This window comes from Pseudoalteromonas sp. R86517, from assembly GCF_042466295.1.
GTDB classification, from domain to species: Bacteria; Pseudomonadota; Gammaproteobacteria; order Enterobacterales; family Alteromonadaceae; genus Pseudoalteromonas; species Pseudoalteromonas atlantica.
In genome coordinates this window covers 830,891-855,776 of the sequence record NZ_JAXHCB010000001.1, presented here as the reverse complement: position 1 = coordinate 855,776, position 24,886 = coordinate 830,891, and the positions used below count along the sequence as shown (strand labels likewise).

The 24,886-nt window shown below is 41.3% G+C and carries 19 protein-coding genes and 5 tRNA genes; 5 read left to right on the top strand and 19 right to left on the bottom strand.

The window, feature by feature from the left end:
- Positions 1-82: 82 nt before the first annotated feature.
- The 8 genes from clpX to SJY38_RS03710 form a co-directional block, all read right to left on the bottom strand.
- Positions 83-1,366 (bottom strand): ATP-dependent protease ATP-binding subunit ClpX, encoded by a 1,284-nt coding sequence (gene clpX / locus SJY38_RS03745; protein WP_004586896.1) that lies wholly within the window; start codon positions 1,364-1,366, stop codon positions 83-85.
- Between the two features lie 135 nt (positions 1,367-1,501).
- Positions 1,502-2,119: an ATP-dependent Clp endopeptidase proteolytic subunit ClpP gene (clpP, locus tag SJY38_RS03740; protein WP_055253119.1), complete on the bottom strand. Its 618-nt coding sequence runs from the start codon at positions 2,117-2,119 to the stop codon at positions 1,502-1,504.
- Positions 2,120-2,282: 163 nt separating this feature from the next.
- On the bottom strand, positions 2,283-3,587 hold the full coding sequence (gene tig, locus SJY38_RS03735) for a trigger factor (protein WP_004586894.1): 1,305 nt from the start codon (positions 3,585-3,587) through the stop codon (positions 2,283-2,285).
- 355 nt (positions 3,588-3,942) lie between these two features.
- Positions 3,943-4,019: transfer RNA gene (locus SJY38_RS03730), tRNA-Pro, on the bottom strand.
- A 51-nt stretch (positions 4,020-4,070) separates the two neighbouring features.
- A tRNA-Pro gene (locus SJY38_RS03725) sits at positions 4,071-4,147 on the bottom strand.
- Positions 4,148-4,162: 15 nt separating this feature from the next.
- Positions 4,163-4,238 (bottom strand) — tRNA-His (locus tag SJY38_RS03720).
- Between the two features lie 24 nt (positions 4,239-4,262).
- Positions 4,263-4,339 (bottom strand) — tRNA-Arg (locus SJY38_RS03715).
- A gap of 54 nt (positions 4,340-4,393) precedes the next feature.
- Positions 4,394-4,470, bottom strand: a tRNA-Pro gene (locus SJY38_RS03710).
- A 341-nt stretch (positions 4,471-4,811) separates the two neighbouring features.
- Between SJY38_RS03710 and folD the strand changes: the two genes are divergently transcribed.
- Complete coding sequence (folD, locus tag SJY38_RS03705; RefSeq protein ID WP_004586893.1) at positions 4,812-5,666, top strand: bifunctional methylenetetrahydrofolate dehydrogenase/methenyltetrahydrofolate cyclohydrolase FolD; 855 nt, start codon at positions 4,812-4,814, stop codon at positions 5,664-5,666.
- A gap of 72 nt (positions 5,667-5,738) precedes the next feature.
- Here the strand turns inward: folD and cysS are convergent, their stop codons facing one another.
- On the bottom strand, positions 5,739-7,118 hold the full coding sequence (gene cysS / locus SJY38_RS03700; RefSeq protein WP_377109299.1) for a cysteine--tRNA ligase: 1,380 nt from the start codon (positions 7,116-7,118) through the stop codon (positions 5,739-5,741).
- Between the two features lie 413 nt (positions 7,119-7,531).
- Here cysS and SJY38_RS03695 point away from each other — a divergent pair, with 413 nt between their 5' ends.
- The 3 genes from SJY38_RS03695 (at position 7,532) to SJY38_RS03685 (ending at position 9,698) form a co-directional block, all read left to right on the top strand.
- A complete protein-coding gene (locus SJY38_RS03695; protein WP_024032242.1) occupies positions 7,532-8,023 on the top strand; it encodes a peptidylprolyl isomerase in 492 nt (163 codons plus the stop codon).
- 84 nt (positions 8,024-8,107) lie between these two features.
- On the top strand, positions 8,108-8,845 hold the full coding sequence (locus tag SJY38_RS03690; RefSeq protein ID WP_055253121.1) for a UDP-2,3-diacylglucosamine diphosphatase: 738 nt from the start codon (positions 8,108-8,110) through the stop codon (positions 8,843-8,845).
- Positions 8,846-8,897: 52 nt separating this feature from the next.
- Entirely contained in the window at positions 8,898-9,698 is an 801-nt protein-coding gene (locus SJY38_RS03685; RefSeq protein ID WP_004586889.1) for an ABC transporter substrate-binding protein, read from the top strand.
- Between the two features lie 32 nt (positions 9,699-9,730).
- Here SJY38_RS03685 and miaE read toward each other — a convergent pair whose 3' ends face one another.
- Positions 9,731-10,501, bottom strand: a complete 771-nt coding sequence (miaE, locus tag SJY38_RS03680) for a tRNA isopentenyl-2-thiomethyl-A-37 hydroxylase MiaE (RefSeq protein WP_004586888.1) — start codon at positions 10,499-10,501, stop codon at positions 9,731-9,733.
- 215 nt (positions 10,502-10,716) lie between these two features.
- Between miaE and SJY38_RS03675 the strand changes: the two genes are divergently transcribed.
- Complete coding sequence (locus SJY38_RS03675) at positions 10,717-11,316, top strand: Yip1 family protein (RefSeq protein ID WP_096041401.1); 600 nt, start codon at positions 10,717-10,719, stop codon at positions 11,314-11,316.
- 99 nt (positions 11,317-11,415) lie between these two features.
- Here SJY38_RS03675 and purF read toward each other — a convergent pair whose 3' ends face one another.
- From purF to SJY38_RS03630, 9 genes are all read right to left on the bottom strand, one after another.
- A complete protein-coding gene (gene purF, locus SJY38_RS03670) occupies positions 11,416-12,942 on the bottom strand; it encodes an amidophosphoribosyltransferase (protein ID WP_004586886.1) in 1,527 nt (508 codons plus the stop codon).
- A gap of 18 nt (positions 12,943-12,960) precedes the next feature.
- Complete coding sequence (locus tag SJY38_RS03665; RefSeq protein ID WP_004586885.1) at positions 12,961-13,455, bottom strand: CvpA family protein; 495 nt, start codon at positions 13,453-13,455, stop codon at positions 12,961-12,963.
- Between the two features lie 171 nt (positions 13,456-13,626).
- On the bottom strand, positions 13,627-14,262 hold the full coding sequence (locus SJY38_RS03660; protein WP_377109298.1) for an SPOR domain-containing protein: 636 nt from the start codon (positions 14,260-14,262) through the stop codon (positions 13,627-13,629).
- Positions 14,263-14,273: 11 nt separating this feature from the next.
- A complete protein-coding gene (gene folC, locus SJY38_RS03655; protein WP_289076492.1) occupies positions 14,274-15,539 on the bottom strand; it encodes a bifunctional tetrahydrofolate synthase/dihydrofolate synthase in 1,266 nt (421 codons plus the stop codon).
- Positions 15,540-15,564: 25 nt separating this feature from the next.
- A complete protein-coding gene (accD, locus tag SJY38_RS03650; RefSeq protein ID WP_024032247.1) occupies positions 15,565-16,440 on the bottom strand; it encodes an acetyl-CoA carboxylase, carboxyltransferase subunit beta in 876 nt (291 codons plus the stop codon).
- Positions 16,441-16,580: 140 nt separating this feature from the next.
- Positions 16,581-17,375 carry a tRNA pseudouridine(38-40) synthase TruA gene (gene truA / locus SJY38_RS03645; protein ID WP_054983053.1) on the bottom strand — a complete coding sequence of 265 codons (795 nt, stop codon included), beginning with the start codon at positions 17,373-17,375 and terminating at the stop codon, positions 16,581-16,583.
- A 269-nt stretch (positions 17,376-17,644) separates the two neighbouring features.
- On the bottom strand, positions 17,645-22,282 hold the full coding sequence (locus tag SJY38_RS03640) for a FimV/HubP family polar landmark protein (protein WP_377109297.1): 4,638 nt from the start codon (positions 22,280-22,282) through the stop codon (positions 17,645-17,647).
- A 352-nt stretch (positions 22,283-22,634) separates the two neighbouring features.
- A complete protein-coding gene (locus tag SJY38_RS03635) occupies positions 22,635-23,651 on the bottom strand; it encodes an aspartate-semialdehyde dehydrogenase (RefSeq protein WP_004588395.1) in 1,017 nt (338 codons plus the stop codon).
- Positions 23,652-23,696: 45 nt separating this feature from the next.
- Positions 23,697-24,818 (bottom strand): 4-phosphoerythronate dehydrogenase, encoded by a 1,122-nt coding sequence (locus SJY38_RS03630; RefSeq protein ID WP_377109296.1) that lies wholly within the window; start codon positions 24,816-24,818, stop codon positions 23,697-23,699.
- Positions 24,819-24,886 lie beyond the last annotated feature (68 nt).

The window sequence follows — 24,886 nt, the reverse complement described above, 5'->3', positions numbered from 1 at the left end:
TTCAACAATTTTCCCCAACTCGTTCAAATTAATTATAAAAAAAGGAGCCTAAGGCTCCTTTTTTATACAAATAGCTTAAAAACTACTCTGATGCAGCTTTATCTTGATTATTGTTTTCATAAATCAAGATTGGGTCAGATTCACCTTTAATCACGGTTTCATCTATAACCACTTTGCTTACATCATCCATTGATGGCAGCTCATACATAGTATCAAGCAGTACGCCTTCAACAATTGAGCGAAGTCCGCGAGCACCTGTTTTACGCTCCATTGCTTTGTGAGCAATAGCGCTTAGTGCATCATCACGGAACTCTAATTCAACGTCTTCCATACCAAACAATACAGAGAACTGTTTAGTAATGGCGTTTTTAGGTTCACTTAGTATTTGTACAAGTGCCGCTTCATCAAGCTCAGTTAATGTAGCAACAACAGGTAAACGACCAATAAACTCTGGAATTAAGCCGTACTTAACTAAATCTTCTGGCTCTACGTCTTTAAATGTTTCGCTTAAAGAGCGGCTCGACGCTGACTCTTTAACGTTAACACCAAAGCCAATTCCGGTATTTTTATGGCTACGCTGTTCGATTACTTTATCTAGGCCTGCAAAGGCACCACCACAGATAAATAAAATCTTAGAGGTATCAACCTGTAAAAACTCTTGCTGCGGGTGCTTACGACCACCTTGTGGTGGTACTGAGGCAACCGTGCCTTCAATTAGTTTAAGCAGCGCTTGTTGTACGCCCTCACCCGACACGTCACGTGTAATAGATGGGTTATCTGATTTACGCGAAATTTTGTCAATTTCATCAATGTAAACAATACCTCGTTGCGCTTTTTCTACATCGTAGTCACATTTTTGTAGCAGTTTTTGAATGATGTTTTCTACATCTTCACCTACATAACCGGCTTCGGTTAGTGTAGTTGCATCTGCCATAGTAAACGGTACATCAAGTAAACGCGCAAGTGTTTCTGCCAGTAATGTTTTACCACTACCTGTAGGGCCAATAAGCAAAATGTTACTTTTACCTAGTTCTACTTCTTGCTTTGTAGATTGGTTGCGTAGGCGCTTGTAGTGATTGTATACCGCTACAGACAATACTTTTTTAGCATGGTCTTGACCAATTACGTAGTCATCTAAGTGATTACGAATTTCTTTTGGCACAGGTAGTTTATCAGACGAATTATGCTTAGGAGCAATGTCTTTGATTTCTTCCCTGATAATATCGTTACACAGCTCTACACATTCATCACAAATGTATACTGAAGGACCTGCAATTAATTTACGCACTTCGTGTTGGCTTTTGCCACAAAAAGAGCAGTATAACAATTTATTACTTTTGTCGCCGTCTGTAGGAGTGTCAGACATTCAGCTACCTCTTTTATACGTTGGCTGCCAAATAAGGTTGGCAACTATTTCAAATTCGCTTTTAACTATACCAAAATTTACTGGTTTTCGCATAGTAACTCAAAGTGGCAAGCAATTATTTGCTTGCCTACACGCTTACTTGCTTTCGCGACTTGTAAACACTGAGTCAACCAGGCCGTAATCTACAGCTTGTGATGCACTCATAAAGTTATCACGGTCAGTATCGCGTGAAATAACATCTAATGGCTGGCCTGTATGCTCTGCCATTAAGCGGTTAAGTTTGTCTTTAATAGACAGAATTTCTTTTGCGTGTATTTCAAAGTCAGATGCTTGACCTTGGAAACCACCTAACGGTTGGTGAATCATTACACGTGAGTTTGGTAAACAAAAACGCTTACCTTTAGCGCCAGCAGTAAGCAAAAATGCGCCCATGCTTGCCGCTTGGCCAACACAAATTGTACTTACATCTGGTTTGATGAAGTTCATTGTATCGTAAATTGCCATACCAGCGGTTACCGAACCACCTGGTGAATTAATATATAAAAAGATATCTTTTTCAGGGTTCTCTGATTCTAAAAATAGCATTTGCGCTAAAATTAGGTTTGCCATGTTGTCTTCAACTTGGCCCGTTAAAAAGATAATTCGCTCTTTTAATAGACGCGAATAAATGTCATACGAGCGCTCACCTTTAGCTGTTTGTTCAACAACCATAGGGACTAATGCATTTAGGGGATCTGTCATACCAGTGTTCATACTTTTTTAATTCCTTATGCGCTTATGCTTTTTCTTACTAAAGGAAGCATAGTTATCATTTTTCGCAAATTATGGGGCACAAACTAAAATGGCCCGGGCACACTGCATAAACAGAGTAACACGAGCCATTTAATCGTTAGCGAGCGCTTAAGTCAATGACTTATTAAGCACCTTGCTGAGGATTCATGATGTCATCAAATGCTTTTTCAACGTCAGACACGTTTGCTTTAGCTAAAATAGCTTCAACAGCTTGCTCTTCCATTGCAACATTACGCATTTGCTGCATAAGTTGATCATTTGCTTTGTAGTATTCTACTACTTCAGTTGGATCTTCGTAAGCAGATGCAACTGTAGCAATTAATGCTTCAACTTTTTCATCATCAACTTTGATATCGTTTGCTTTGATCACTTCACCTAGTAATAGGCCAGTTTTAACGCGAGTTACAGCTTGCTCGTGGAACAATTCAGCTGGAAGCTCAGGCATGTTTTTAGCGTCGCCACCAAAACGTTGAGCTGCTTGCTGACGTAATGCGTCAACTTCTTGATCAATAAGTGCTTTAGGCACTTCGATTTCGTTGTTTTCTAAAAGACCTTTAATCGCTTGGTCTTTCACGTTAGCTTTAACCGCTTGGTCTAGCTCACGTGTCATGTTCTTTTTAACTTCTTCTTTAAGCGCGTCTACGCCGCCTTCGGTAACACCGAACTTAGTTGCAAACTCTTCGCTTAATTCAGGTAGCTCTTGTGCTTCAACTTTTTTCACTGTGATAGTGAATTGAGCCGCTTTACCTTTCAGGTTTTCAGCGTGGTAATCTTCAGGGAAAGTTACATCAGCAACTACTTCTTCGCCTGCTTTTTTACCAACGATGTTGTCTTCAAAACCTGGGATCATACGACCTTGGCCAAGCTCAAGTGGGAAGTCTTCAGCTTTGCCGCCTTCAAACTCTTCACCGTCGATAGTACCTACGAAATCAACTGTTACACGGTCGTTTTCGCCAGCAGCTGCGTCAACATCAGCCCAAGAAGCGTGTTGCTTACGAAGTGTTTCTAGCATGTTTGCTAAATCTTCGTCAGTTACTGTTACCGCTGGTTTTTCTACTGCAATTTTGTCTAAACCTTGAACTTCAACTTCAGGGTATACTTCAAACGTTGCTGTAAACTCTAAATCTTTACCTGCTTCAAGTGATTTAGGTGCAAATGATGGTGCGCCAGCAGGGTTAATTTTTTCAGCAACAATTGCTTCAATGTAGTTACGCTGCATTACTTCGCCAGCTACTTCTTGACGAACCGCAGGTCCAAAACGCTTGTTAATTACTGAAACTGGTACTTTACCAGCACGGAAGCCATCGATACGCTGCGTTTTTGACAGTTGTTGTAAGCGTTTTTTTACTTCGGTCTCAACGTTCTCTGCAGGAACGGTGATGGTCAGACGGCGCTCAAGGCCTTGAGTCGTCTCAACAGAAACTTGCATGATTTACCTCAATATTCAATTTTGGCGACTGTTCGCCTTCCTTACAAACAAAGTAATCTTCATGAGTCTTGATAAATTTTAAAGCGATTTTTCACTAAAAAGCATCCGTCACTACCATGAGATCCCATTGCTGCTCTGCCCTTCGGGCACTATGTTAAACAATAGACGCGGCATTATAACCTAATAATTATGATAGTCGAGTGTAGGGGGCAATTATTTGGACTAGTTTAGCTACGATCGAGACCAACTGCGTAAAAAACAGACTAACTGGTTCGTTAAAGCGATATTTTAGTAGGAAGTAAATAGAAGTTATTGTTGAGTGATTACTCGTTTACTTTCTTTAAGGTTAAGAAAGTGGTCGGCGATGCAGGATTTGAACCTGCGACCCCTTGGACCCAAACCAAGTGCGCTACCAAACTGCGCTAATCGCCGATAATAGTGTTGAATACTTAAATGTTGAATTTAAGACCACTTATGAGAAAGTGGTCGGCGATGCAGGATTTGAACCTGCGACCCCTTGGACCCAAACCAAGTGCGCTACCAAACTGCGCTAATCGCCGATACTCGAAGTAAATTGGGGTGACTGATGGGGCTCGAACCCACGACAACCGGAATCACAATCCGGGGCTCTACCAACTGAGCTACAATCACCACGGTATTTACTTTGTTTTCAAATGGCGCACCCGGAAGGATTCGAACCTTCGACCAACGCCTTAGAAGGGCGTTGCTCTATCCAGCTGAGCTACGGGCGCATCGAAAACTTCATAGTTTGCCTGTAAGCTATTCTATTATAAAAATAAAAGAAGTGGTCGGCGATGCAGGATTTGAACCTGCGACCCCTTGGACCCAAACCAAGTGCGCTACCAAACTGCGCTAATCGCCGATGCTTACGATTGCCTGCGAGTGACCTCGTTGACAACGGGGTGCATAATAGTGATTTGCCTGGGAGAGGTCAAACGTTTTTTGCATAAAATAAATCAATCGGTCATTTTTAGTTCATAATGGTTAAATATTGCAAAACTAAGCTGAAATTTAGACGCTTTTTTTGAAAACACCGGTTTATAACCTAAAAGCAACTTGGCGCTTCGGGCCTTTTCTGCGAAAATAGCCTGCATATTAAAAAAGCATTAATAAAATTAATTTTTTGCATACACCCCTCTTTATATGCAGATGCTTTTAAAATATAAGTATCGAAGTTTATTTAACCCCAATTAAAGGTCCCCCATGACGGCAAACATCATTGATGGTAAGGCAATCGCAAAACAAGTACGTAGTGCAGTGGCTGAGCGCGTAAGCGAACGCGTTGCAAACGGTTTACGTGCACCCGGTTTAGCAGTAGTACTGGTAGGGCTTGACCCTGCAAGCCAAGTTTACGTTGGCTCTAAGCGTAAAGCGTGTGAAGAAGTAGGATTTATTTCAAAGTCATTTGATTTACCAGCGCAAACCAGCGAAGAAGAACTACTAACATTAATTGATGAGCTAAATAATGATGGCGAAGTAGATGGTATTTTAGTGCAACTACCGCTACCTGAAGGCCTAGATGCTGAAAAGATTTTAGAACGTATTACACCACATAAAGATGTAGACGGTTTTCACCCTTACAATATTGGCCGCTTAGCGCAACGTATGCCGGCGCTGCGCCCATGTACACCCAAAGGGATTATTACCTTATTAGATTCAACGGGTGTGCGTTACAAAGGGATGCATGCGGTAGTTGTTGGTGCCTCTAATATTGTTGGTCGCCCTATGTCGCTTGAGTTATTACTTGCCGGTTGTACTACAACGGTATGTCACAAATTTACACAAGACTTAGAAACCCATGTGCGCCGCGCAGACTTATTAGTAGTGGCCGTAGGTAAACCTGAATTTATACCTGGTGAGTGGGTAAAAGAAGGTGCGATTGTGATTGATGTAGGTATTAACCGTTTAGATACAGGCAAGTTAGTGGGCGATGTTCAGTACAGTGTTGCAGAGCAAAAAGCTGATTTTATTACCCCTGTACCGGGTGGCGTTGGCCCAATGACTGTAGCAAGTTTAATTGAAAATACCCTCGAAGCATGTGAAAAATACCACAGTTAACTTAATGCCTTAGCATTAAAAAAGGGTTGCCAACTGGCAACCCTTTTTAGTTTAAAAGCTACTTTAACGCATTTACGCTTTACGCCATGTTGTTTTACCTGCTGAGTCTTCAAGCACGACACCGAGTGTATTAAGTGCATCACGTGCTTCATCTGCAGCGGCCCAATCTTTGTTTGCGCGCGCTTCATTACGTTTTACAATCAGCGCTTCGATAGTGGCCACTTCATCATCATCTTGCCCGCCTTGCAAAAACGATTCAGGTGCTTGCTGGGCAACACCAAGCACTTCGCCTATGCTGCGTAGCACAAATGCTAATTGACCCGCTTGCTGTGTATCGGTGTCTTTAACACGGTTTAGCTCTTTAGCCAGTTCAAATAACACCGGTAACGCCTCTGGTGTATTAAAATCATCATTCATGGCTTTTCTAAATTTAGCCACGTACTCATTGTTTTCAATATCGCACGTTATTGGCTCAACACCACGAAGTGCTGTGTAAATACGTTCAAGCGATGAACGTGCTTGATCTAAATTCTCTTGCGAGTAATTTAGCTGGCTACGGTAATGCCCTGAGATTAAAAAGTAACGAACTGATTCAGCGTCATATGTTTTTAGTACCTCACGCACAGTAAAAAAGTTGTCTAATGATTTAGACATTTTTTCTTTATTTACTTGTACCATGCCTGTGTGGATCCATGTATTTACATACTTACCATTGTTTGCACAGCATGATTGCGCAATTTCGTTTTCGTGATGCGGAAACTGTAAATCAGAGCCGCCACCGTGAATATCAAAATGCTCGCCTAAATGCTTTGAGCTCATTGCTGAACATTCTATATGCCAACCCGGACGCCCTGCTCCCCACGGTGATGACCATGAAGGTTCGCCTGCTTTTGCTTTTTTCCACAATACAAAATCAAGCGGATCGTCTTTATCCTGTGCAACCTCTACGCGAGAGCCTGCTTGGAGCATACTTAAATCTTGCTGCGATAGTGCGCCGTACTGCTCAAACGTAGAAACATCAAAAAGCACGTCACCGTCGTTTGCTACGTACGCATGGCCTTTTGCAATTAAGCGCTCAACCATTTCGATAATTTCATCCATATGGTTTGTAACCGTAGGTTCAATATCTGGGCGCAGCATGTTTAGGCTATCAAAGTCTTCGTGCATGGCTTGGGTCATACGCAAAGTTAGGTCATTAATTGACTCGCCATTTTCGTTTGCGCGTTTAATTATTTTATCATCTACGTCGGTAATATTACGTACGTATTTTAAGTCGTACCCAAGGTGGCGAAGGTAGCGGACAATAACATCAAACCCGACAAATGTACGCGCATGACCGATATGACAAAAATCATAAATGGTGATACCACACACATACATGTCGATTTTGCCTTCGACCATAGGTTTAAACTGCTCTTTTTGTCGCGTGAGTGTGTTGTATATTTGTACCATTTACTTTTAGTCCTTGACTGTTTGCTGAGTTGGCTATGTTAACACTTGAAAAGCCCCCGCTCTAGCGCTTTTTATACCCAAACCTCTTCAATACGCATGTTTAAGCAGCAATTAAAACCAATTTAGGCAAGGCCTTGATTGTATGTAATAGAGGTTCTGTTGTTAAAATTAATAACACTGTAAAAATCAGTTTTAAACCACCCTGTTTATTGCTTAACAGGCTCTTGTTCTGTGCATGGTTATATATTGAAAAAAAATACCACAACGGCCAAATACCGCCTCGATATTAACCCCCTGTAAAACGCACAAGTATATACCTTGGGCAGCTTTGGATATATTGAACAAGCACTTTGTTTATCTTAGTTAACTAAGATAAAATAGCGCGACTAATTAAACCAGATATAGGAAACCACATGGTTGTTCTACACACTAATTTTGGTGACATCACCATTAAAATGTTTGAGCAAGAAGCTCCAAACACAGTTAAAAACTTTTTAGAGTACGCAAACTCAGGTTTTTACAACGGCACTATTTTTCACCGCGTAATTGACGGCTTTATGGTGCAAGGCGGTGGATTTGTACCTGGTATGGAACAAAAAGACGTTAACGACCCAATTCAAAACGAAGCAAATAATGGCCTATCTAATAAAGTAGGTACATTAGCAATGGCGCGTACGCCTGATCCACATTCAGCAACAGCCCAATTTTTTATTAACGTTAACGACAACGACTTTTTAAACCACAGCAGCGAAACTTCGCAAGGCTGGGGTTACTGTGTATTTGCTGAAGTAGTTGAAGGCATGGACGTAGTAAATAAAATTAAAGGTGTAGCAACAGGCAGCGCTGGTTTTCACCAAGACGTACCGCTTGAAAATGTAATCATCGAAAACGTTACTGTAAGCTAAACGTTTACTCATATACTGAGTAATTAAGCGGGCATGGTACATTATGTATGCGCCCGCTTTTATTTAACCTAACTAGATGCCTCTATGACTTCTCAAACCTACTTTATTGCAGACTTACACCTAAGTGAAAACCGCCCAGATATTAGCGAGGCCTTTTATCGCTTTATAAATACGCACATTATTGGTAAGCCCGTAGATGCATTGTATATTTTAGGTGATTTTTTTGAAGTATGGGTTGGGGATGACTACGTAACAGAATTGGCTAGTGAGGTAGCAAAGCATTTAAAAGCCGTTAAAGATGGCGGAACACCAGTGTACTTTATACACGGTAATCGCGATTTTATTATGCGTGAGCAATACGCTAAACGCGCAGGTATGGTATTGCTAAACGAGCAAACGGTTATAGATTTATATGGCACTCCCACTGTTATTTTACACGGTGATGAAATGTGTACCCAAGATATTGAGTATCAAAAGTTTCGTAAAAAAAGTCGCGGTTGGTGGTGGCCTAAATTAATGTTAGCAATGCCACTATGGTACAGAAAAAAAATTGCTCGCAATGCCAGAGAAAAAAGCAAATTAAGCCAAGCCGACAAACCCATAGAAATTTTAGACGTAGTAGATGACGCCGTACTAGCGATGTTTGCCAAGTATAATGTAAGCAACATGATACACGGCCACACCCACCGCCCTAACGTACACACTTACACTGTAGGTAAGCAAACACTAACACGCACTGTGCTTGGTGATTGGTATACTCAAGGCTCATATTTAGTGGTTACTCCACAAGGTCAAAAACTCATTAATACGCCCTTCGCATAATCTCAAATCCTGACTATTATTTAAGTACTTTTTGGTAATAGGATAAGGATATATGTATAAAGCTATTTATTGTTTGGTGCTTTGTTGCATTTTTTCCAAAGGGTACGCCTCAGAAAATTGGCAGCTTGTCGCCGAAAACTCCCCACCCTATATTGGTGAGCGCTTAATTGATAACGGCTGGGTTACTGCCTTAACTAAAGCGGCCTTAGCTAATCAAAATATTAATAACGACATCGAGTTTACCAGCTGGAACAGGGCGCTGGAGCTTACCAAAATAAATAAAAAAGATGCAATTTTAGGCGCTTTTTATACAAAGTCGCGTACTGATCTTTTTTATTATTCTCGCCCACTTGCTAACGTATACGTTGGACTATTTAAGCTCAAAGACAGACAAATAAACTATGACGGCAGTATGGACTCTTTACAGCCATACAGTATTTGTAAAGGCGTTGGCTATGCAGTAAGTGAAGTTTTTTCTGAAAGTAATGGCCTGGCCGTAACCTCAACTCGCGGGTTAATTAACAGTTTATATATGCTTCAAAAAGGACGAATAGACTTAGTAGCAGGCACTAAAGAAGTGGGTGAATACTGGTTAAAAAACACCGAAAAGCTTAATGAACCCGGCGCGCCACAAGTTGAATATATTTCGCCCGATTTAGAGCATCATCAACTGCATGTTATGTTTCCAAAGTCTGACCCTGATGCAAAACAAAAAAGAGACGCGCTTGAACAAGGCTTTTCTACTATTTTATACAATGGCACCGCAAAAGAGCTATTAGTAAAACATGGCTTTTCTCAAAGCACGGCGCTTGAGCTCATAGACTTTATAGAAAGAAGTAGCACACCTAACTAGCCGGTGTGCTTAAAGAGCTAAATAGCACCACTTTAGTTAGTAACTAGTGCAGGTGCGCCACTGTGAAATTTAAAGTCTTCATCAGGGCTAGTGATCAAATCAGCCTCAATTTTACCAAAAAAGTCTACTCGCTCAGTAATATCAAAATCAGCAATTTCTTGTGCCAGTGTTAAGTAATCTTGATAATGGCGCGCCTCAGAGCGAAGCAATGAAATATAAAAATCGCCTAAGCGTTTATCAACATGTGGAGCAAGTGCAGCAAAACGCTCACATGAGCGAGCCTCAATATAAGCACCTACAATTAGTTTATCGACTAATGCATTAGGCTCAAACGTTTTAACGTTACGTAGCATCCCTTTAGCGTAACGACACGGTGTAATACTGCGGTACTCTACTCCATACTCGTCCATTATTTCGAGCACTTGATAAAAGTGATGTAATTCTTCTTTTATTAGCATCACCATTTTATCTATTAAATCTTGCCCGTAAGGTGAGTTAGACTTTGGGATAATAGATTTTGTAAGTTTATTTTTAGCCGCTAAATCACGCCAATTACCTTCGCGTTTATAAATAAGTGTTTCAAAGGGCTTTAGCCATTCAAGTAATGCATCGCTGCTGTCTTTATCTACCGCGTACTTACGAATTAAAAACATTGCACTTTGCGCTGCTTTTAACTCACAAATTAAGTGATCGATTAAAATAATCGATAAATTTTCTTTTTTTACTGCCTCAATAACCCATTCATTTGGGGTTTCACACAATAAAAAATTATTAATAGGGGCTAAAAGTTCGCTATGTGGCACAGGGCTGCTCGTTACTTCAAATAATAAAAAGCCATTTTAACACGAAAAATAACGAAGAATAAAACGAGCTAAAACAACCTCTTTAAAATGTTAATAAGCAGTTAACTTGACTTTGTATATGAACTAAACCATAAATATAGGTGCTGTATAAAAAACAAACTAACTAAAACTAAATTATAACCAACAGTAATACGTTCCTTTTATGGAGTACCGCTATGATACTGAACCACCTGTGGGGCATTTATGCTCATCCACTCGAAGAATGGCAAACAATAGATAACCGCCACGAAAGCCTGACTTATAGCCTGTCGCATATTTTACTTATTGCATTATTTCCATCGATTATGGGGTATTACTCATCGGTGTATTTAGGCTGGAGTATTGGTGCGGGCAACCCAGTATTTTTAACACATGACAGCGCATTGCTAATTGCCGTGGCTATGTATGGTGCGTTAATAGCCGGTGTGTTTGCACTGGCCTATTTAGCCCATTGGATGGCCGTTACATTTGGTGCTAAACCTACCTTTACACAAACGCTTGAACTTGCCGCTTATACTGCTACACCCGTGTTTATGTCGGCCTTAGCCGCTTTTTTACCTGAGCTGTGGTTTGTTGTTTGCGTAGGTATGATTGCCCTAGCCTACTCGGTGTACTTGCTTTATACAGGCGTGCCAATACTAATGCATATTCCACAAGAGCGCGGCTTTATTTATGCCAGCTCTGTTGTTACCTGCGGGCTAATTTTATTGGTAATAATTTTAGCTGTAACCGCAATACTTTGGACTAACGGCATTGTGAGTCCAATGTTTACCTAATCAACCACGTTGTTTGATATGAAGTGTTCCCTTTCTTTCCTTCGCAAAAAAGGAGCTAATTAGCTCCTTTTTTTATGTCTGATTATATTTAATCACACATTAATCAGCTTCGTTGGCATCTTGATTGTGTATTTCAAGGCCTGATGACATGGCGTTTTCACGGTTACTTTTAGCCGAGTCGTTACGCAATTGATCAATATGATTTAAGTAATCTTGATCGATATCGCCAGTAATGTATTGCCCATCAAATACAGAGGTTTCAAACTTAGTAATTTCTGGGTTTTCTTGGCTTACAGCGGCAATTAAATCGTTTAGTGATTGAAAAATTAAGCCATCAGCACTGATGCTTTGGTTAATGTCTTCAACTTCGCGGCCATGCGCAATAAGCTCTGCGGCAGATGGCATATCAATACCATACACATTAGGAAAACGAATTTCTGGTGCTGCTGAGGCAAAATACACATTTTTTGCTCCGGCTTCACGGGCCATTTCTACAATTTGTGCCGAGGTTGTACCGCGTACAATTGAATCATCAACCAGTAAAACGTTTTTACCTTTAAACTCACGGTCAATCGCATTTAGCTTTTGACGCACTGACTTTTTACGCATTTCTTGGCCAGGCATGATAAATGTACGACCAATATAACGGTTTTTAACAAAGCCTTGGCGGTAAGGTAAATCAAGCATGCGGGCAATTTCTAACGCCACATCGCATGAGGTTTCAGGAATTGGGATAACAACATCAATGTCTTTATCGCTCCACTCACGCGCAATTTTTTCACCCAGTTTAGTACCCATGTTTACACGCGTTGCGTAAACCGACATACGATCGATGGTTGAATCAGGGCGAGCAAAATAAACAAACTCAAAAATACACGGCGCATAAGAGGCTTTTTCAGCACAACTTTGTGAATGAAATTGGCCATCTTCAGTTACGTAAATCGCTTCACCTGGTGCAACGTCACGCACAAATTCAAAGCCGTCGGGCTTTAAAGCGACGCTTTCTGAGGCAAACATGTACTCAGTACCTTTAGGGGTTTCACGCTTACCAAATACCAAAGGACGGATACCATTAGGGTCACGAAATGCTAAAACACCGTGGCCAATAATCATCGCAATAGCGGCATAGCCACCGGTTACTTTGTTGTTTACTTCGGTAACTGCAGTGAAGATGTCTTCAGCGTCTAAATGTAATTTGTCAGACTTACTTAGCTCATGTGCCATGATATTAAGTAGTATTTCTGAGTCAGACGTTGTATTTACGTGACGACGCGCTTCTGAGAACAGTTGCTGCTTTAGAGTTTCAGCATTGGTTAAATTACCATTGTGCGCAAGCGCAATACCAAATGGTGAATTAACGTAAAACGGCTGCGCTTCAGATGAACTTGACGAGCCAGCAGTAGGGTAACGTACGTGGCCAATACCAATTGTGCCTTGTAGTCGTTTCATATGGCGGGTGTGAAACACATCCTTTACTAGGCCATTTGCTTTGCGCAAGCTAAACGTATTGTTTTCAATGGTAATGATGCCCGCGGCATCTTGACCTCGGTGCTGCAAAACAGTTAAGCCATCATAAATCGCCTGATTAACAGGAGATGTTCCGACTATCCCAACGATACCACACATGTAATTTATCCTCGCCGATTAACGGTTTACTGAATTTAAAAAGCTCGAGTTGTTTTCTAGGTACGAAAAGAACCATTCAACAACAAAGCCAAATTCTGGAATCAAAATAGAATTGCCCCACCAGTGCGTGTTTGGTGCACCAGTAAAAGCATCAAGAAAGAAGAGTAACGCGCTCACGACCAACACGCCTCGTAACGCACCAAAAACAATGCCGAAGACACGATCGGTGCCAGATAAACCAGTACGTTGTACAAGCTCACCTAAAATGTAGTTTAGTAAACCGCCTAACAGTAGCGTCGCAAAGAAGAGTATGGCAATGGCCGCCGCATTTCTTAAAAGGGGTTCAGAAATACTTGTTAGGAAGGAAGCTAAATATTGGTAAAACAAACTAGAGATGATAAATGCGCAAGCCCATACTGCTAATGACATAGCTTCTTTAACAAAGCCGCGTATTAAACCGATGATGGTAGACAGTGCAATGATGCCAAGAATGGCGTAATCAACCCAGATCATATTAACCAATTAGTCGCTATTTTGGGGCGCATTCTATACCCAAACCTCGTTAATATGCAAGTTAAAGCGGGAGATAACCAGCAACTAGCACGTACAAAAACTTATCACTTTAACGGCTATTTTTAGCCCTTAAAAACAAAAAAAGCCTTACTATAGTAAGGCCTTTTAAAATCAATTAGAGACGCTGTATTGAGTGACTTTGCCGTTTAACTTAGTAAGCGCTTTAAGCTCGGGTAACTTTTTGGTCAGCTCCCCCTTATCAAGCGAGGGCCCAACAAACACTTTAGTCAATGTGCCGTTTGGCGTTTTAATTGGTTTTGTAAACGTTTTAAAGCCTTTCGCTTTAAGCTTAGCTTGTAAGGCCTTAACATTAGCCGCATGGGAAAAACTACCTAGCTGAATTACGTAAGCCATATCAGTGAGGTTTTCTTCACTTTTACGTGGTGCAATAGGTTTTGCTTTTACCGGCTCTGGCGCTTTCGCTACAGGCTCTGGCGCAGTTTGAGGCTCTATACTTGCTTCGGCTATTTCAGGCTCTGCTGCGTATTGGCTTTGCTTGCTTGTCAGCACATCGTCATCGGCAGCTATGTCTTCAATTTGCTCTTGTTTTAAAGGCTCAGCCTGCGCTACTTTTTCATCTATAGACTCTTGAAGGTCAATAGTTTTAAACTCAGAGCGTTCAGGGATAGCTTTAAAGCCCTCTTTGTAGTGGACCTTTTCGCCATCGAGTATATTAGGAATAAACACAATTGCTGCGATCACCACAATACTGGTTCCGACTAAACGATTTATAAAACCTGAGTTCACCGACTTTCTCTCTATTTTTTAAAGTAGTTTATAGCATCTGCAACAGTAAAAAATGACCCAAACACAATTAAAAGCGTATCACTTTGCTGTGTAGGCATAATTACATTAAGTGCATCGTGCACACTATTATAGCGTTCATGCGTGCCTGTATGAGGTATAGTTTGCAACGCCGCGGCCATATTTTCAACGTTATCGCCACGAGGTATATGCAAGCTAGTAAGAGACCAGTGATCAATTACATGGCTTACCTCTTTAAGTACACCCGCTTTATCTTTATCAGCAAGCATAGCGACTAATGCATGAATTTTAAAGCCTTTATCTTTATAGCTTGCAAGCTTTAGTGCTAAATAACGAGCAGATTCGGGATTGTGAGCTACATCGGTAAACACTAAAGGTGAAGTGCTTAACTGCTCAAAGCGTCCCTCAACAACTAAGTTAGCTAAACAATGCTTAATTACCTCATCACTTGGCAATAGATTTAGCACAGCTAAGGTTGTTAAGGCCGTTGCTGCATTTTGTGCAGGGATCGCTGGCTTATCTAACAGCAAATTATAATTTTTATATTGCCATGTAAAATGCGCTTCGTGCTCTTTGAATATAAAATCAGTACCGGATATAACCATGCCTGCTTTAATCTCAGCACCGTAATCGGTCATTGTATGTGGTATGTTTAAATCACCAATAATAGCCGGCGTGTTTTGACGAAATATACCTGCTTTATCATAAGCAACTAACTCTCGTGTATCGCCTAGGTATTCTTTATGATCTAAATCTATGGTGGTGATCACGCTTGCATAAGGTGTAACAATATTGGTGGCATCAAAGCGCCCGCCCAAACCAACCTCAAGCAGCACATAATCAACTTCAAAGCGTTTAAAAATAGCCAGCGCACCTAGTGTGCCATATTCGAAATACGTAAGCGCCGTGCTAGCGCGACCTTGCTCTAGCGTGTTAAAGGCATCCACATGGTATTGATCATCAAGCTCTTGGCCATTTATGCGCACACGCTCGTTGTATCTAATTAAATGAGGAGAGGCATACGTACCTACGCTGTAACCTTGCGCAAGTAATAGCGATTCTAAACAGCGTGCAGTTGTGCCTTTGCCGTTTGTGCCGCCAATAAGAATAATTTTGCTGGAAGTGTTTAATAAGCCAATGTTATTTGCAACAGTAGCAACGCGTTCGAGTCCCATTTCAATATTTGCAGGGTGAACACTCTCTAAATAACAAAGCCAATCATCAAGGCTTGATGATTGGCTAGGAATTGTATTTGTCATAGCGTGTAATCAGTAAAGCTGAAATTTACGCTACTCTATGCTCTTGTTCGGTAGAAGGCAAGTTCATAAATTTAGCAAGTACGCGTGCTAATGTGTCGCGCATTTCACGACGGTCAATAATCATATCAATTGCACCGTGCTCTAATAAGAACTCACTGCGTTGAAAACCTTCTGGCAAGGTTTCACGCACTGTTTGCTCAATTACGCGCGGACCCGCAAAGCCAATTAAAGCTTTTGGTTCAGCTACGTTAATATCACCTAACATCGCTAATGATGCAGATACGCCACCCATGGTTGGGTCGGTCATTACTGATATAAACGGCAGGCCTTTTTCGCTCATTTTAGCAAGCGCAGCGCTGGTTTTAGCCATTTGCATAAGCGACATAAGTGCTTCTTGCATACGTGCACCACCTGAGGCAGAAAAACACACTAATGGCATGTTGTGCTCTAAACATTGGTCTACGGCATCAACAAAACGTGCGCCTACAACCGAGGCCATTGAACCACCCATAAATGAGAATTCAAAAGCAACCGCAGCAACAGGAATACCTTTTAAGCGGCCCTTCATTGCTACTAACGCGTCTTTTTCGCCACTTGATTTTTGGGCTGCGCTAATACGGTCTGAGTATTTTTTAGAGTCTTTAAACTTTAATACATCTTTAGGCTCGTGCTCAGTGCCAAGCTCCGTGCGGTCACCCTCATCTAAAAAGTGCTCTAAACGTTTACGGCCGCTCACACGCATGTGATGGTCGCATTTAGGACATACGTTTAATGATTTTTCTAGTTCAGCTTTATATAAAATTGAATCGCAAGCTGTACATTTAGCCCAAACGCCTTCTGGAATTTCTTTACGACCTGACGACTTAGTCGTTTTAGGTAAGATTTTTTCTAACCAACTCATTTGCAACTCTCTTAATGCTGTTCTGTGTCGCGAGTCTGCTAATAAGTAGCAGACAGATTTTTTCAATTAAAACATGAATTACACAAACACGGTATAAAAAACTGGTCTTAGTAGTTAGATAAACGCTTATAAATTCAACACTAACATTCCGAGTCAGGTAAAAATAATGGCCCTAGTGGGGTTTTAGGAATATTAAAGTGTTCTGGGTAATCTACATCTACTAAATAAAGACCCGCGGCTTTAGCCGTGGCACTGGCTTTAGCACGCTCTTTTAAATCTAATAGCTCTTTTAACCATACAGGTTGGTGCTTGTGTAGGCCTATATCCATTAAACAGCCGGTAATATTACGCACCATATGGTGTAAAAAAGCGTTCGCTTTAATATCAATAATAACGTAATCGCCCTGGCGTTGTACCGATAAATGATGAATAGTTCTGTTTGCTGTATTAGCTTGGCAATGCAGCGCTCTAAAAGAGGTAAAGTCGTGCTCGCCAATTAAGTACTGACACGCCTCTTGCATTTTTGTTTCATCAAGTGGGTGATGAAAGTGCGTAACGCCTTCATTCATAACTGCGCCTCTATAAGCGTAATTATAAATAACATAACGATAACGACGCGCTGTTGCGCTAAAGCGTGCATGAAAGTCTTCACTAACAGGTTGAGCAAAACGAATCGCTATATCTTTAGGGAGTAGCGTGTTCATACCCATAGTAAATGCAACCATCTCACGGGGAGCATGGGTTTCAAAGTGTACAACTTGACCAGTGCCATGTACACCTGCATCTGTGCGGCCCGCACACACTATTTCAACCGGATGATTACAAATGCTCGACAACGCTTTTTCTACTTCTTGTTGTACGCTATTTACATGAGACTGACGTTGCCACCCACTGTAACGTGCGCCGTTGTATTCAACTCCAAGTGCTACTCGCATAATTACTGCTTTACCTACTGTGCTAATGAACGGGGCATTTTATGCTATCTCGCGGTGCAATAAAAGTAACCTCGTCTATTTATAGTCATTCGCAAAATTAAGTAATTTATTTTACCCAATAAAACACAGCGATAAGTTAGTGAGCTTTTAACGTCTTGGGTTTAATAAACATCTAAAACTAATTAAGTGCTTTTATAGGTTAGAGTTATTCGTACCTATAAAAAAACCGCATTAACAAAGCTAATGCGGTTTTTATAATCATGAATGCTCTAGTTAAGTTTAGCTTTTAAACTTTGCGCTTCTTCTTGTACATCTTCAGGGCCACTTTCAATAACATCTTCAATCACTTTAAGGGCTGAGTCAAAGTCGTCAATTTCAATGTATGCTCTTGCCAAATCAAGCTTGGCAGAATAACCACCGCTTTCTAAGTCAACATCTGTTGGGTTATCGCCTGCAAGTAACGAATCAAAGTCACTTAACCCTACGTCCATATTAACCTCGTCATAGGGTTCGTGCTCAAGTACTGAGTCATCGCTTTGCTCAAGTAGCGCGTCAATATCAACAAAATCATCGGTTGTAGCCTGCGGTTCAGTTTGCGAAGGCTCTTCTTGCACCGCTTTCGCTTCAACTTCAGTGTCTAAATCTTCGTTTAATAGGCTATCAAAGTCGACATCAAATTCGCTGCTATCTTCTAAATTTAACTCATCCGGTTCACCTAACTCACTAAGCAACGCATCAAAATCGGTTTGCGTTAGGTCAGCCATAAACTCATCGTCTAGCTGCTCGTCGGGTATAACGTCTTCATTAGTTTGATCATCAGCAGCCTGTGTTAGCTCGGCTTCTAATTGCGAATTTGTTATTTCATCTTCAACGTCTTCTGAAAGTGCTTGTTCTAAAATTGCATCGTCAAAATCAGGCTGTTCCTGCGCACTATCCGTTGTTTTCGCCTCACCTAGAGGTTCCTCTTGCGGTAAAGGCGCATCAAGCTCATCATCAATCAGCGGCTCGTCATCTAGGTCGGCTTCTAATGCATCAATACCAGTGTTACCAGCAAGTGCATTTGCTAAGTCTTGCTCAGCTTGGCTTGGCGCCATACCGCTTGCTTGTCCATCAAGTTCATCACCTTGTAACTCTTGCGGACTATATGATTGCTGATCATCTAAATCAATTTCGTCATCGTTATCAAGCTTTAACTCAGGGTACTCGTCAAGTTCTTCACTTGGAGTTACTTGCTCATCTAATAAAGCATTGAGCTCGTCATCTAGCTCATCAACGCTTTGCAATAAATCATCATCGAAAACCCCTTCGTCTTCATCCTTATTTTCAGATAAATCTAGCTGGCTTTCATCATCAGTTAATTCATCTAGTGATGACGGCACTTGAGCGTGGTTATCATCTGCACCTATATCATCGGTATGCTTCGGCTCAAGCTCCGACTCTGAAAAATCGTTATCAATGAGTAACTCATCATCAAAGTCGTCTTCTAAGCTATCTAATTCACTGCCTGAAAGTGCGTTTGCTAAGTCTTGTTCAGCTTGGCTTGGCTGCATGCCTGTTGCATCACCATCAAGCTCATCTCCCAATAACTCATCAGGAAGATATTGCTGTTGCTCTGTTACATCTAACGTCTCGGGCTTATCATCTGAAAAGTCTATATCATCACTAAGCGTATCATTTACAGCATCATTTTCAGGTTGAGTATCTAAAAGCGGACTCGCTGGTGTTTCTTGTGAATCAAGCGGATCGTCACCTAAATCAACCTCTACCTCTTCAATGTCATCATCAAGATCATCTAACGCCCAATCAGGGTTTTCAACATAGTCTTCGTCTGTAGCCTGCTGTAGCTCGTTGAGTAATTCATCAACACTTTTTAGGGTATCGTCAGTGTACTCTTCCTGTGCATCTTCTGGGTCGAGTAACGTTTCTGAACTATCTGTAAAGTCAGTGTTTTCAAGCAAGTCAGCATTAAGCTCTGGTTCTTCTACAAGCTCTGGCTCATCTGCAAGCTCAGGCTCTTCAACAAACTCAGGCTCCTCGCTAAGCTCAGGTTCATCTTCAAGCTCTGGTTCATCTTCAAGCTCCGGATGTTCTACAAGTTCAGGCTCTTCTACAAGCTCTGGCTCGCCTTCAAGCTCTGGCTCATCTGCAAGTTCTGGCTTATCTTCAAGCTCTGGCTCATCTGCAAGCTCTGGCTCATCTACAAGTTCAGGCTCTCCTACAAGTTCAGGCTCTTCTTCAAGTTCAGGCTCTTCTTCAAGTTCTGGCTCTTCTTCAAGCTCAGGCTCCTCTTCAAGCTCAGGCTCCTCTTCAAGCTCAGGCTCATCTACAAGCTCAGGCTCTTCTTCGAGCTCTGTCTCATCTACAAGTTCTGGCTCTTCTTCAAGCTCAGGCTCCTCTTCAAGCTCAGGCTCCTCTTCAAGCTCAGGCTCTTCTTCGAGCTCTGTCTCATCTACAAGCTCAGGCTCATCTACAAGTTCAGGCTCATCTACAAGTTCTGGCTCTTCTACAAGCTCTGGCTCTTCTAAAAGCTCAGGTTCTTCTACAAGCTCTGGTTCCTCGAGAAGCTCTGGCTCATCAATAAGTGAAGACGCTAATGTTTCAATATCATCTTCGTCAAAATCTTCCTGTGCATCAGCTAGATCTTCGACTGAATCAGCTAATGCGCTATCAATATCTCGCTCTGTATCATTATCTGTTGCTACTTGAGCGGCAGGTGAATCTTCAACTTCATCAATTAAGCTGTCTATGTCGTCTAAATCAAAGTCATCGCTCTCTTCAACTAGCGCATCAGCAGGAGCTTCTTCGGTTGTATCGCCGGCTTCATCAATTAAGCTGTCTATGTCGTCTAAATCAAAGTCATCGCTTTCTTCAACTAGCGCATCAGCAGGAGTTTCTTCGGTTGTATCGCCTGCTTCATCAATTAAGCTGTCTATGTCGTCTAAATCAAAGTCATCGCTTTCTTCAACTAGCGCATCAGCAGGGGTTTCTTCAATTGTATCGACCGCTTCATCAATTAGGCTGTCTATATCGTCTAAATCAAAGTCATCGTTTTCTTCAACCAGCGCTTCCGTAGGTGTTTCATCAGGTGTATCGCCTGCTTCATCAATTAGGCTGTCTATGTCGTCTAAATCAAAGTCATCGCTTTCTTCAACTAGCGCATCAGCAGGGGCTTCATCAGGTGTATCGCCCGCTTCATCAATTAAGCTGTCTATGTCGTCTAAATCAAAGTCATCGTTTTCTTTAACCAGCGCAGCATCAGCAGGGGTTTCTTCAGGTGTATCGCCTGCTTCGTCAATTAAGCTGTCTATGTCGTCTAAATCAAAGTCATCGTTTTCTTCAACTAGCGCAGCATCAGCAGGGGTTTCATCAGGTGTATCGCCTGCTTCATCAATTAAACTGTCTATGTCGTCTAAATCAAAGTCATCGTCTTTTGGTGATTCTTTATCAGCTTGTTGATCTAATAATTCATCAATATCAAAGTCATCATCCTCTTCTTGGGCAAGCTCTTCGCTTAAGGCGGCCAACTCATCATTGCTTTCTAAGCTGCTATCCGCGGTAGGTTGCTCAACCTCAGGCAAGTCAATTTCAGGCAGGCTATCGTCCTCATCAAATAAATCGTCTAGGTCGTCACTGCTTAAAATATCGTCCGAATCTTTTGTATCATCTAAATCAAGGTCAATTGATTCATCTTGTTTTTCATCTACAGGTTCATCAAAGCCCTGCTGCATGAAAACGTCTAACTCGTCCCCTTCACTGCCTTCGTCATCAAAAACAATATCATCACTTAATAGGCTTTCTAATTCGTCTTGATCGAGCAAGTTTTCTGAATCAGAAAATTCATCGTCTAACGCATCATCGAGAGAATCATCAAATGCAATATCATCCTCTGGCAAAATATCGTTGCTATGATTGTCATCTAGTTGAATATCTAAATCATCAAGAGGGTCAGGAATGATTGGATCGTCTAACGCATCATTACTTTGCGGCTCGTCTTCGGTAAAGCTGGGCGTTTGTGGCAGAAAATCATCGTCATCTTGAGTTTCTTCGTCTTTGTTGGCACGCTTTCGTAAAAACATCACCACAGCAAAAATAATTAATAACGCAGGAATGGTCATTAATAAAATAAGCACAAGTGGGTTAAACATTAAAGCGCCTAGGTCAAAAGATTCTTCTTTTGGTACTTCTTGCACTTTTTGCTGAGCTATTATTTCGTTTTGTTTTTCTATTAGCTCTTTTAGCTGCTTTTGAATTTCGCTGTCTTGACCTAGCTGTTCTTTTACATTGGCGAGCTCTTTTGAAATACCCGACAATTGTTTTTTGAGATTATTATTCTCAGCTAATATTTCTTCTACATTATTAACCGAGCTTTTAAATTGCTGCTGCAGCTCTACAAGCTTATTACCTTGCTGCGTTTTTATTTCATTTAATTCTTTTTGGATTTCTTTTTTAGCGTCGTCAACATCGGCTTTACGAGCTTGTGTTACTTTAGTTTGCGCGGCGTTAATTTCACTGGTGGTTAGTGTGCCATTTTTCTTTTTTTCCCACAGCGCATCATCTTGCTCTGAGCGTTGTTTAGCAAGCTGTGGATTTACGCGTCTAATTTCCGCTAAAGTGGGTATTTTTAAATATGCACCACTTTGCATGTGGTTTAGGTTTTGTTCTAAAAAAGAATTAGGGTTTTTGTTATACAAGGCTTGCATAACTTGGTAAATACTAACTGAGTTATCTGGGCGTACTTTGGCAGCAATACGCCATAGTGTATCGGTTGGCTTTATAGGCCCTATTGATCGCCCTTGCGCACCATAGTCAGCGCCTTTTGGCCCCTTTAATTGGGTGCTGTCTTGAGAGTAAATTGGAGTTACTACCAATGCAGACGCTAATATAATAAGTGAAGCTAAACCGCGCATGCTGATCCTTTAATGTGTAAATGTTAAATGCTTTGCTAATTATTTAGCTGCTCAACATTAATTATTCTTGCCGTAACCAGCCAAATAGCTGATCTACATTTGTTATTACAATCTATTTTTATTGCAAGCTCTATTCCAGTTACAAACTATAAACCAGTTGCGGCCTAATATCCATTGCAACGCTTTGAAAATAAATACCTTAAAACTTTATTCTTAATACTATTTTATCGTGATAGATCAAGGCGTTTAGTTTAGTAGCAACGCTAAGCGGCAATAATTTGACTCCCTTAAATACAAAAGCGGCAAACTATAAAAGTTTGCCGCTTAATTTACACGCAATGTTAGCGGGTATTTATAAGTAGTTAGCGATTAACTCTTCCGCTATTTGCACACTATTAGTGGCAGCCCCTTTGCGGGTGTTATCACTTACAACCCACATATTTAAACCATGAGGGTGCGAAATATCAGCTCGTAAGCGGCCTACGTAAACTGTATCATTACCACTGGCATCTGAAACCGCGGTTGGGTAATCGCCCTCATCTTCAATAAGCTCGACTCCTGGGGCATCATTTAAAAGCTGTTTAACGTGCTCAAAGTCATACGGCATGCGTGTTTCAATGTTGATTGACTCAGAGTGGCCAAAAAATACAGGTACACGTACACAGGTTGGGTTAACAGCAATAGTGGTATCACCCAAAATTTTATGCGTTTCGTTTACCATTTTCATTTCTTCGCGCGTGTAGCCGTTATCTTCAAAGGTATCTATTTGAGGAATAACGTTAAATGCAATTTGCTTAGGAAAAATTTCGTTTTCCATTGGGCGAGCATTCATTAAATTAGCTGTTTGTTTTGCTAGTTCATCTACGGCTTCTTTGCCTGCACCAGATACGGCTTGGTATGTAGATACATTAATGCGGTCAATACCATAAGCATCGTAAATTGGTTTAAGCGCTAGCATCATTTGAATAGTAGAGCAGTTAGGGTTTGCAATAATATTGCGATTTCTAAAGTCTTCAAGGCTGGCTGCATTAACTTCTGGTACCACTAGCGGTACTTCAAAATCATTTCTAAAATGTGAGGTGTTATCAATTACAACACAGCCCGCATCGGCTGCAATTGGCGCGTATTTTTCTGATACACTGCCACCAGCTGAAAACAAACCTATGTGTGCTTGGCTAAAGTCAAAGCCTTCTACGTCTTGCACTTCAATGGTTTCACCACGAAACTTTATGTCTTCACCTGCGCTGCGGCTACTGGCTAGTAAAAAAAGTTGGTCTACCGGAAATTTACGATCTTCCAGGGTTTCAATAATTTGACGACCTACTAAGCCTGTAGCGCCAAGTACAGCAACGTTATATTTTTGCGACATATTTTATCCTCTTTAAGCAGTGTTAAAACAACACTACTAGTTAAATTAGTTTGCGGTGTTAAAGCCAAGCTGAGCGAGTGCATCTGTATGCTGTGCACTCCCTTTTACCGTTAAAGTGCTAAACTCACGCCTGACTGGGTAGTTTTTACGTAAACTATCAAACCCGTCTTCTGCTAAGTTGCGCAGCAAAATGCCATCATCACGGCGTACGTCGTAAATTAAATGCACTAAACGCGCAATATCAGCCTCAGTAAAGCTGCTTTGTAAACTTAGGCTTGTAACAGCAGGTTGTGGTAAAAAATCAGCAAGAGATTTTTCTGCGGTTACGCCTTTTAATTTACACAATGCTTGGTACAGCATTTGTGTGCCGCGGGCTTTTCCTTCAAGGGTATGGCCAGCAATGTGCACGCTGGCATAGCGCACATGATCAAGCAATGGAATTAAAATGTTAGGCTCGTTTTCCCAAACATCCAAAACCAAATCTAAGTCTGCCCCTTGCTCCATAACCGATAACAAAGCTTGATTATCAATTACTTCTCCACGGCTCGCATTTATAACTGCTAACCCAGGCTTTAACGCTTTAAGGCGTTTTTCATCAATTAAATGATGCGTTTTGTGCTCACCGGTTTTAATCAGCGGTACATGAAAGGTAACCGCATCTACGCGCTCAAGTAGTTCGTCAAGCTCAACATGCTCGGCTAATAAGCCCTGCTCATGTTTAATTGGGTCACATAATAAAACATCAACATTAAGTGCTTTTAGTTTTTGTGCTAAACAGCTGCCAATGTTACCCACCCCAACAATACCTATTGTTTGACCACTTAAAGGGGCTGCGTTTTCTTGGCTTAAGGCAAACAAGCTACTTATTACATACTCAGCCACCGCCACTGCATTGCAACCTGGGGCACTACTAAAGGCAATGCCTTTATCGTTTAGTAACTGTGTATCTATATGATCAACACCAATAGTGGCGGTACCTACAAAGCTTAATTTATTAGCGTGGGCAAGCAAGTCACTGTTTACTTTAGTAACCGAACGCGTAAGTAATACATCAACATCAATTAACGCATCGGGTGTTAAGTTTCGTCCATCAAAGCGCGTTACCTCACCAAAGTCTGCAAAATACTGCTCAACTAAAGGCATGTTTTGATCGGCAAGAATCTTCATTGGGGAGTCCGTATGGCAAAATGAGGCGCTATTGTAACGAACAACCGAGCCATTACACAAACTAAAAA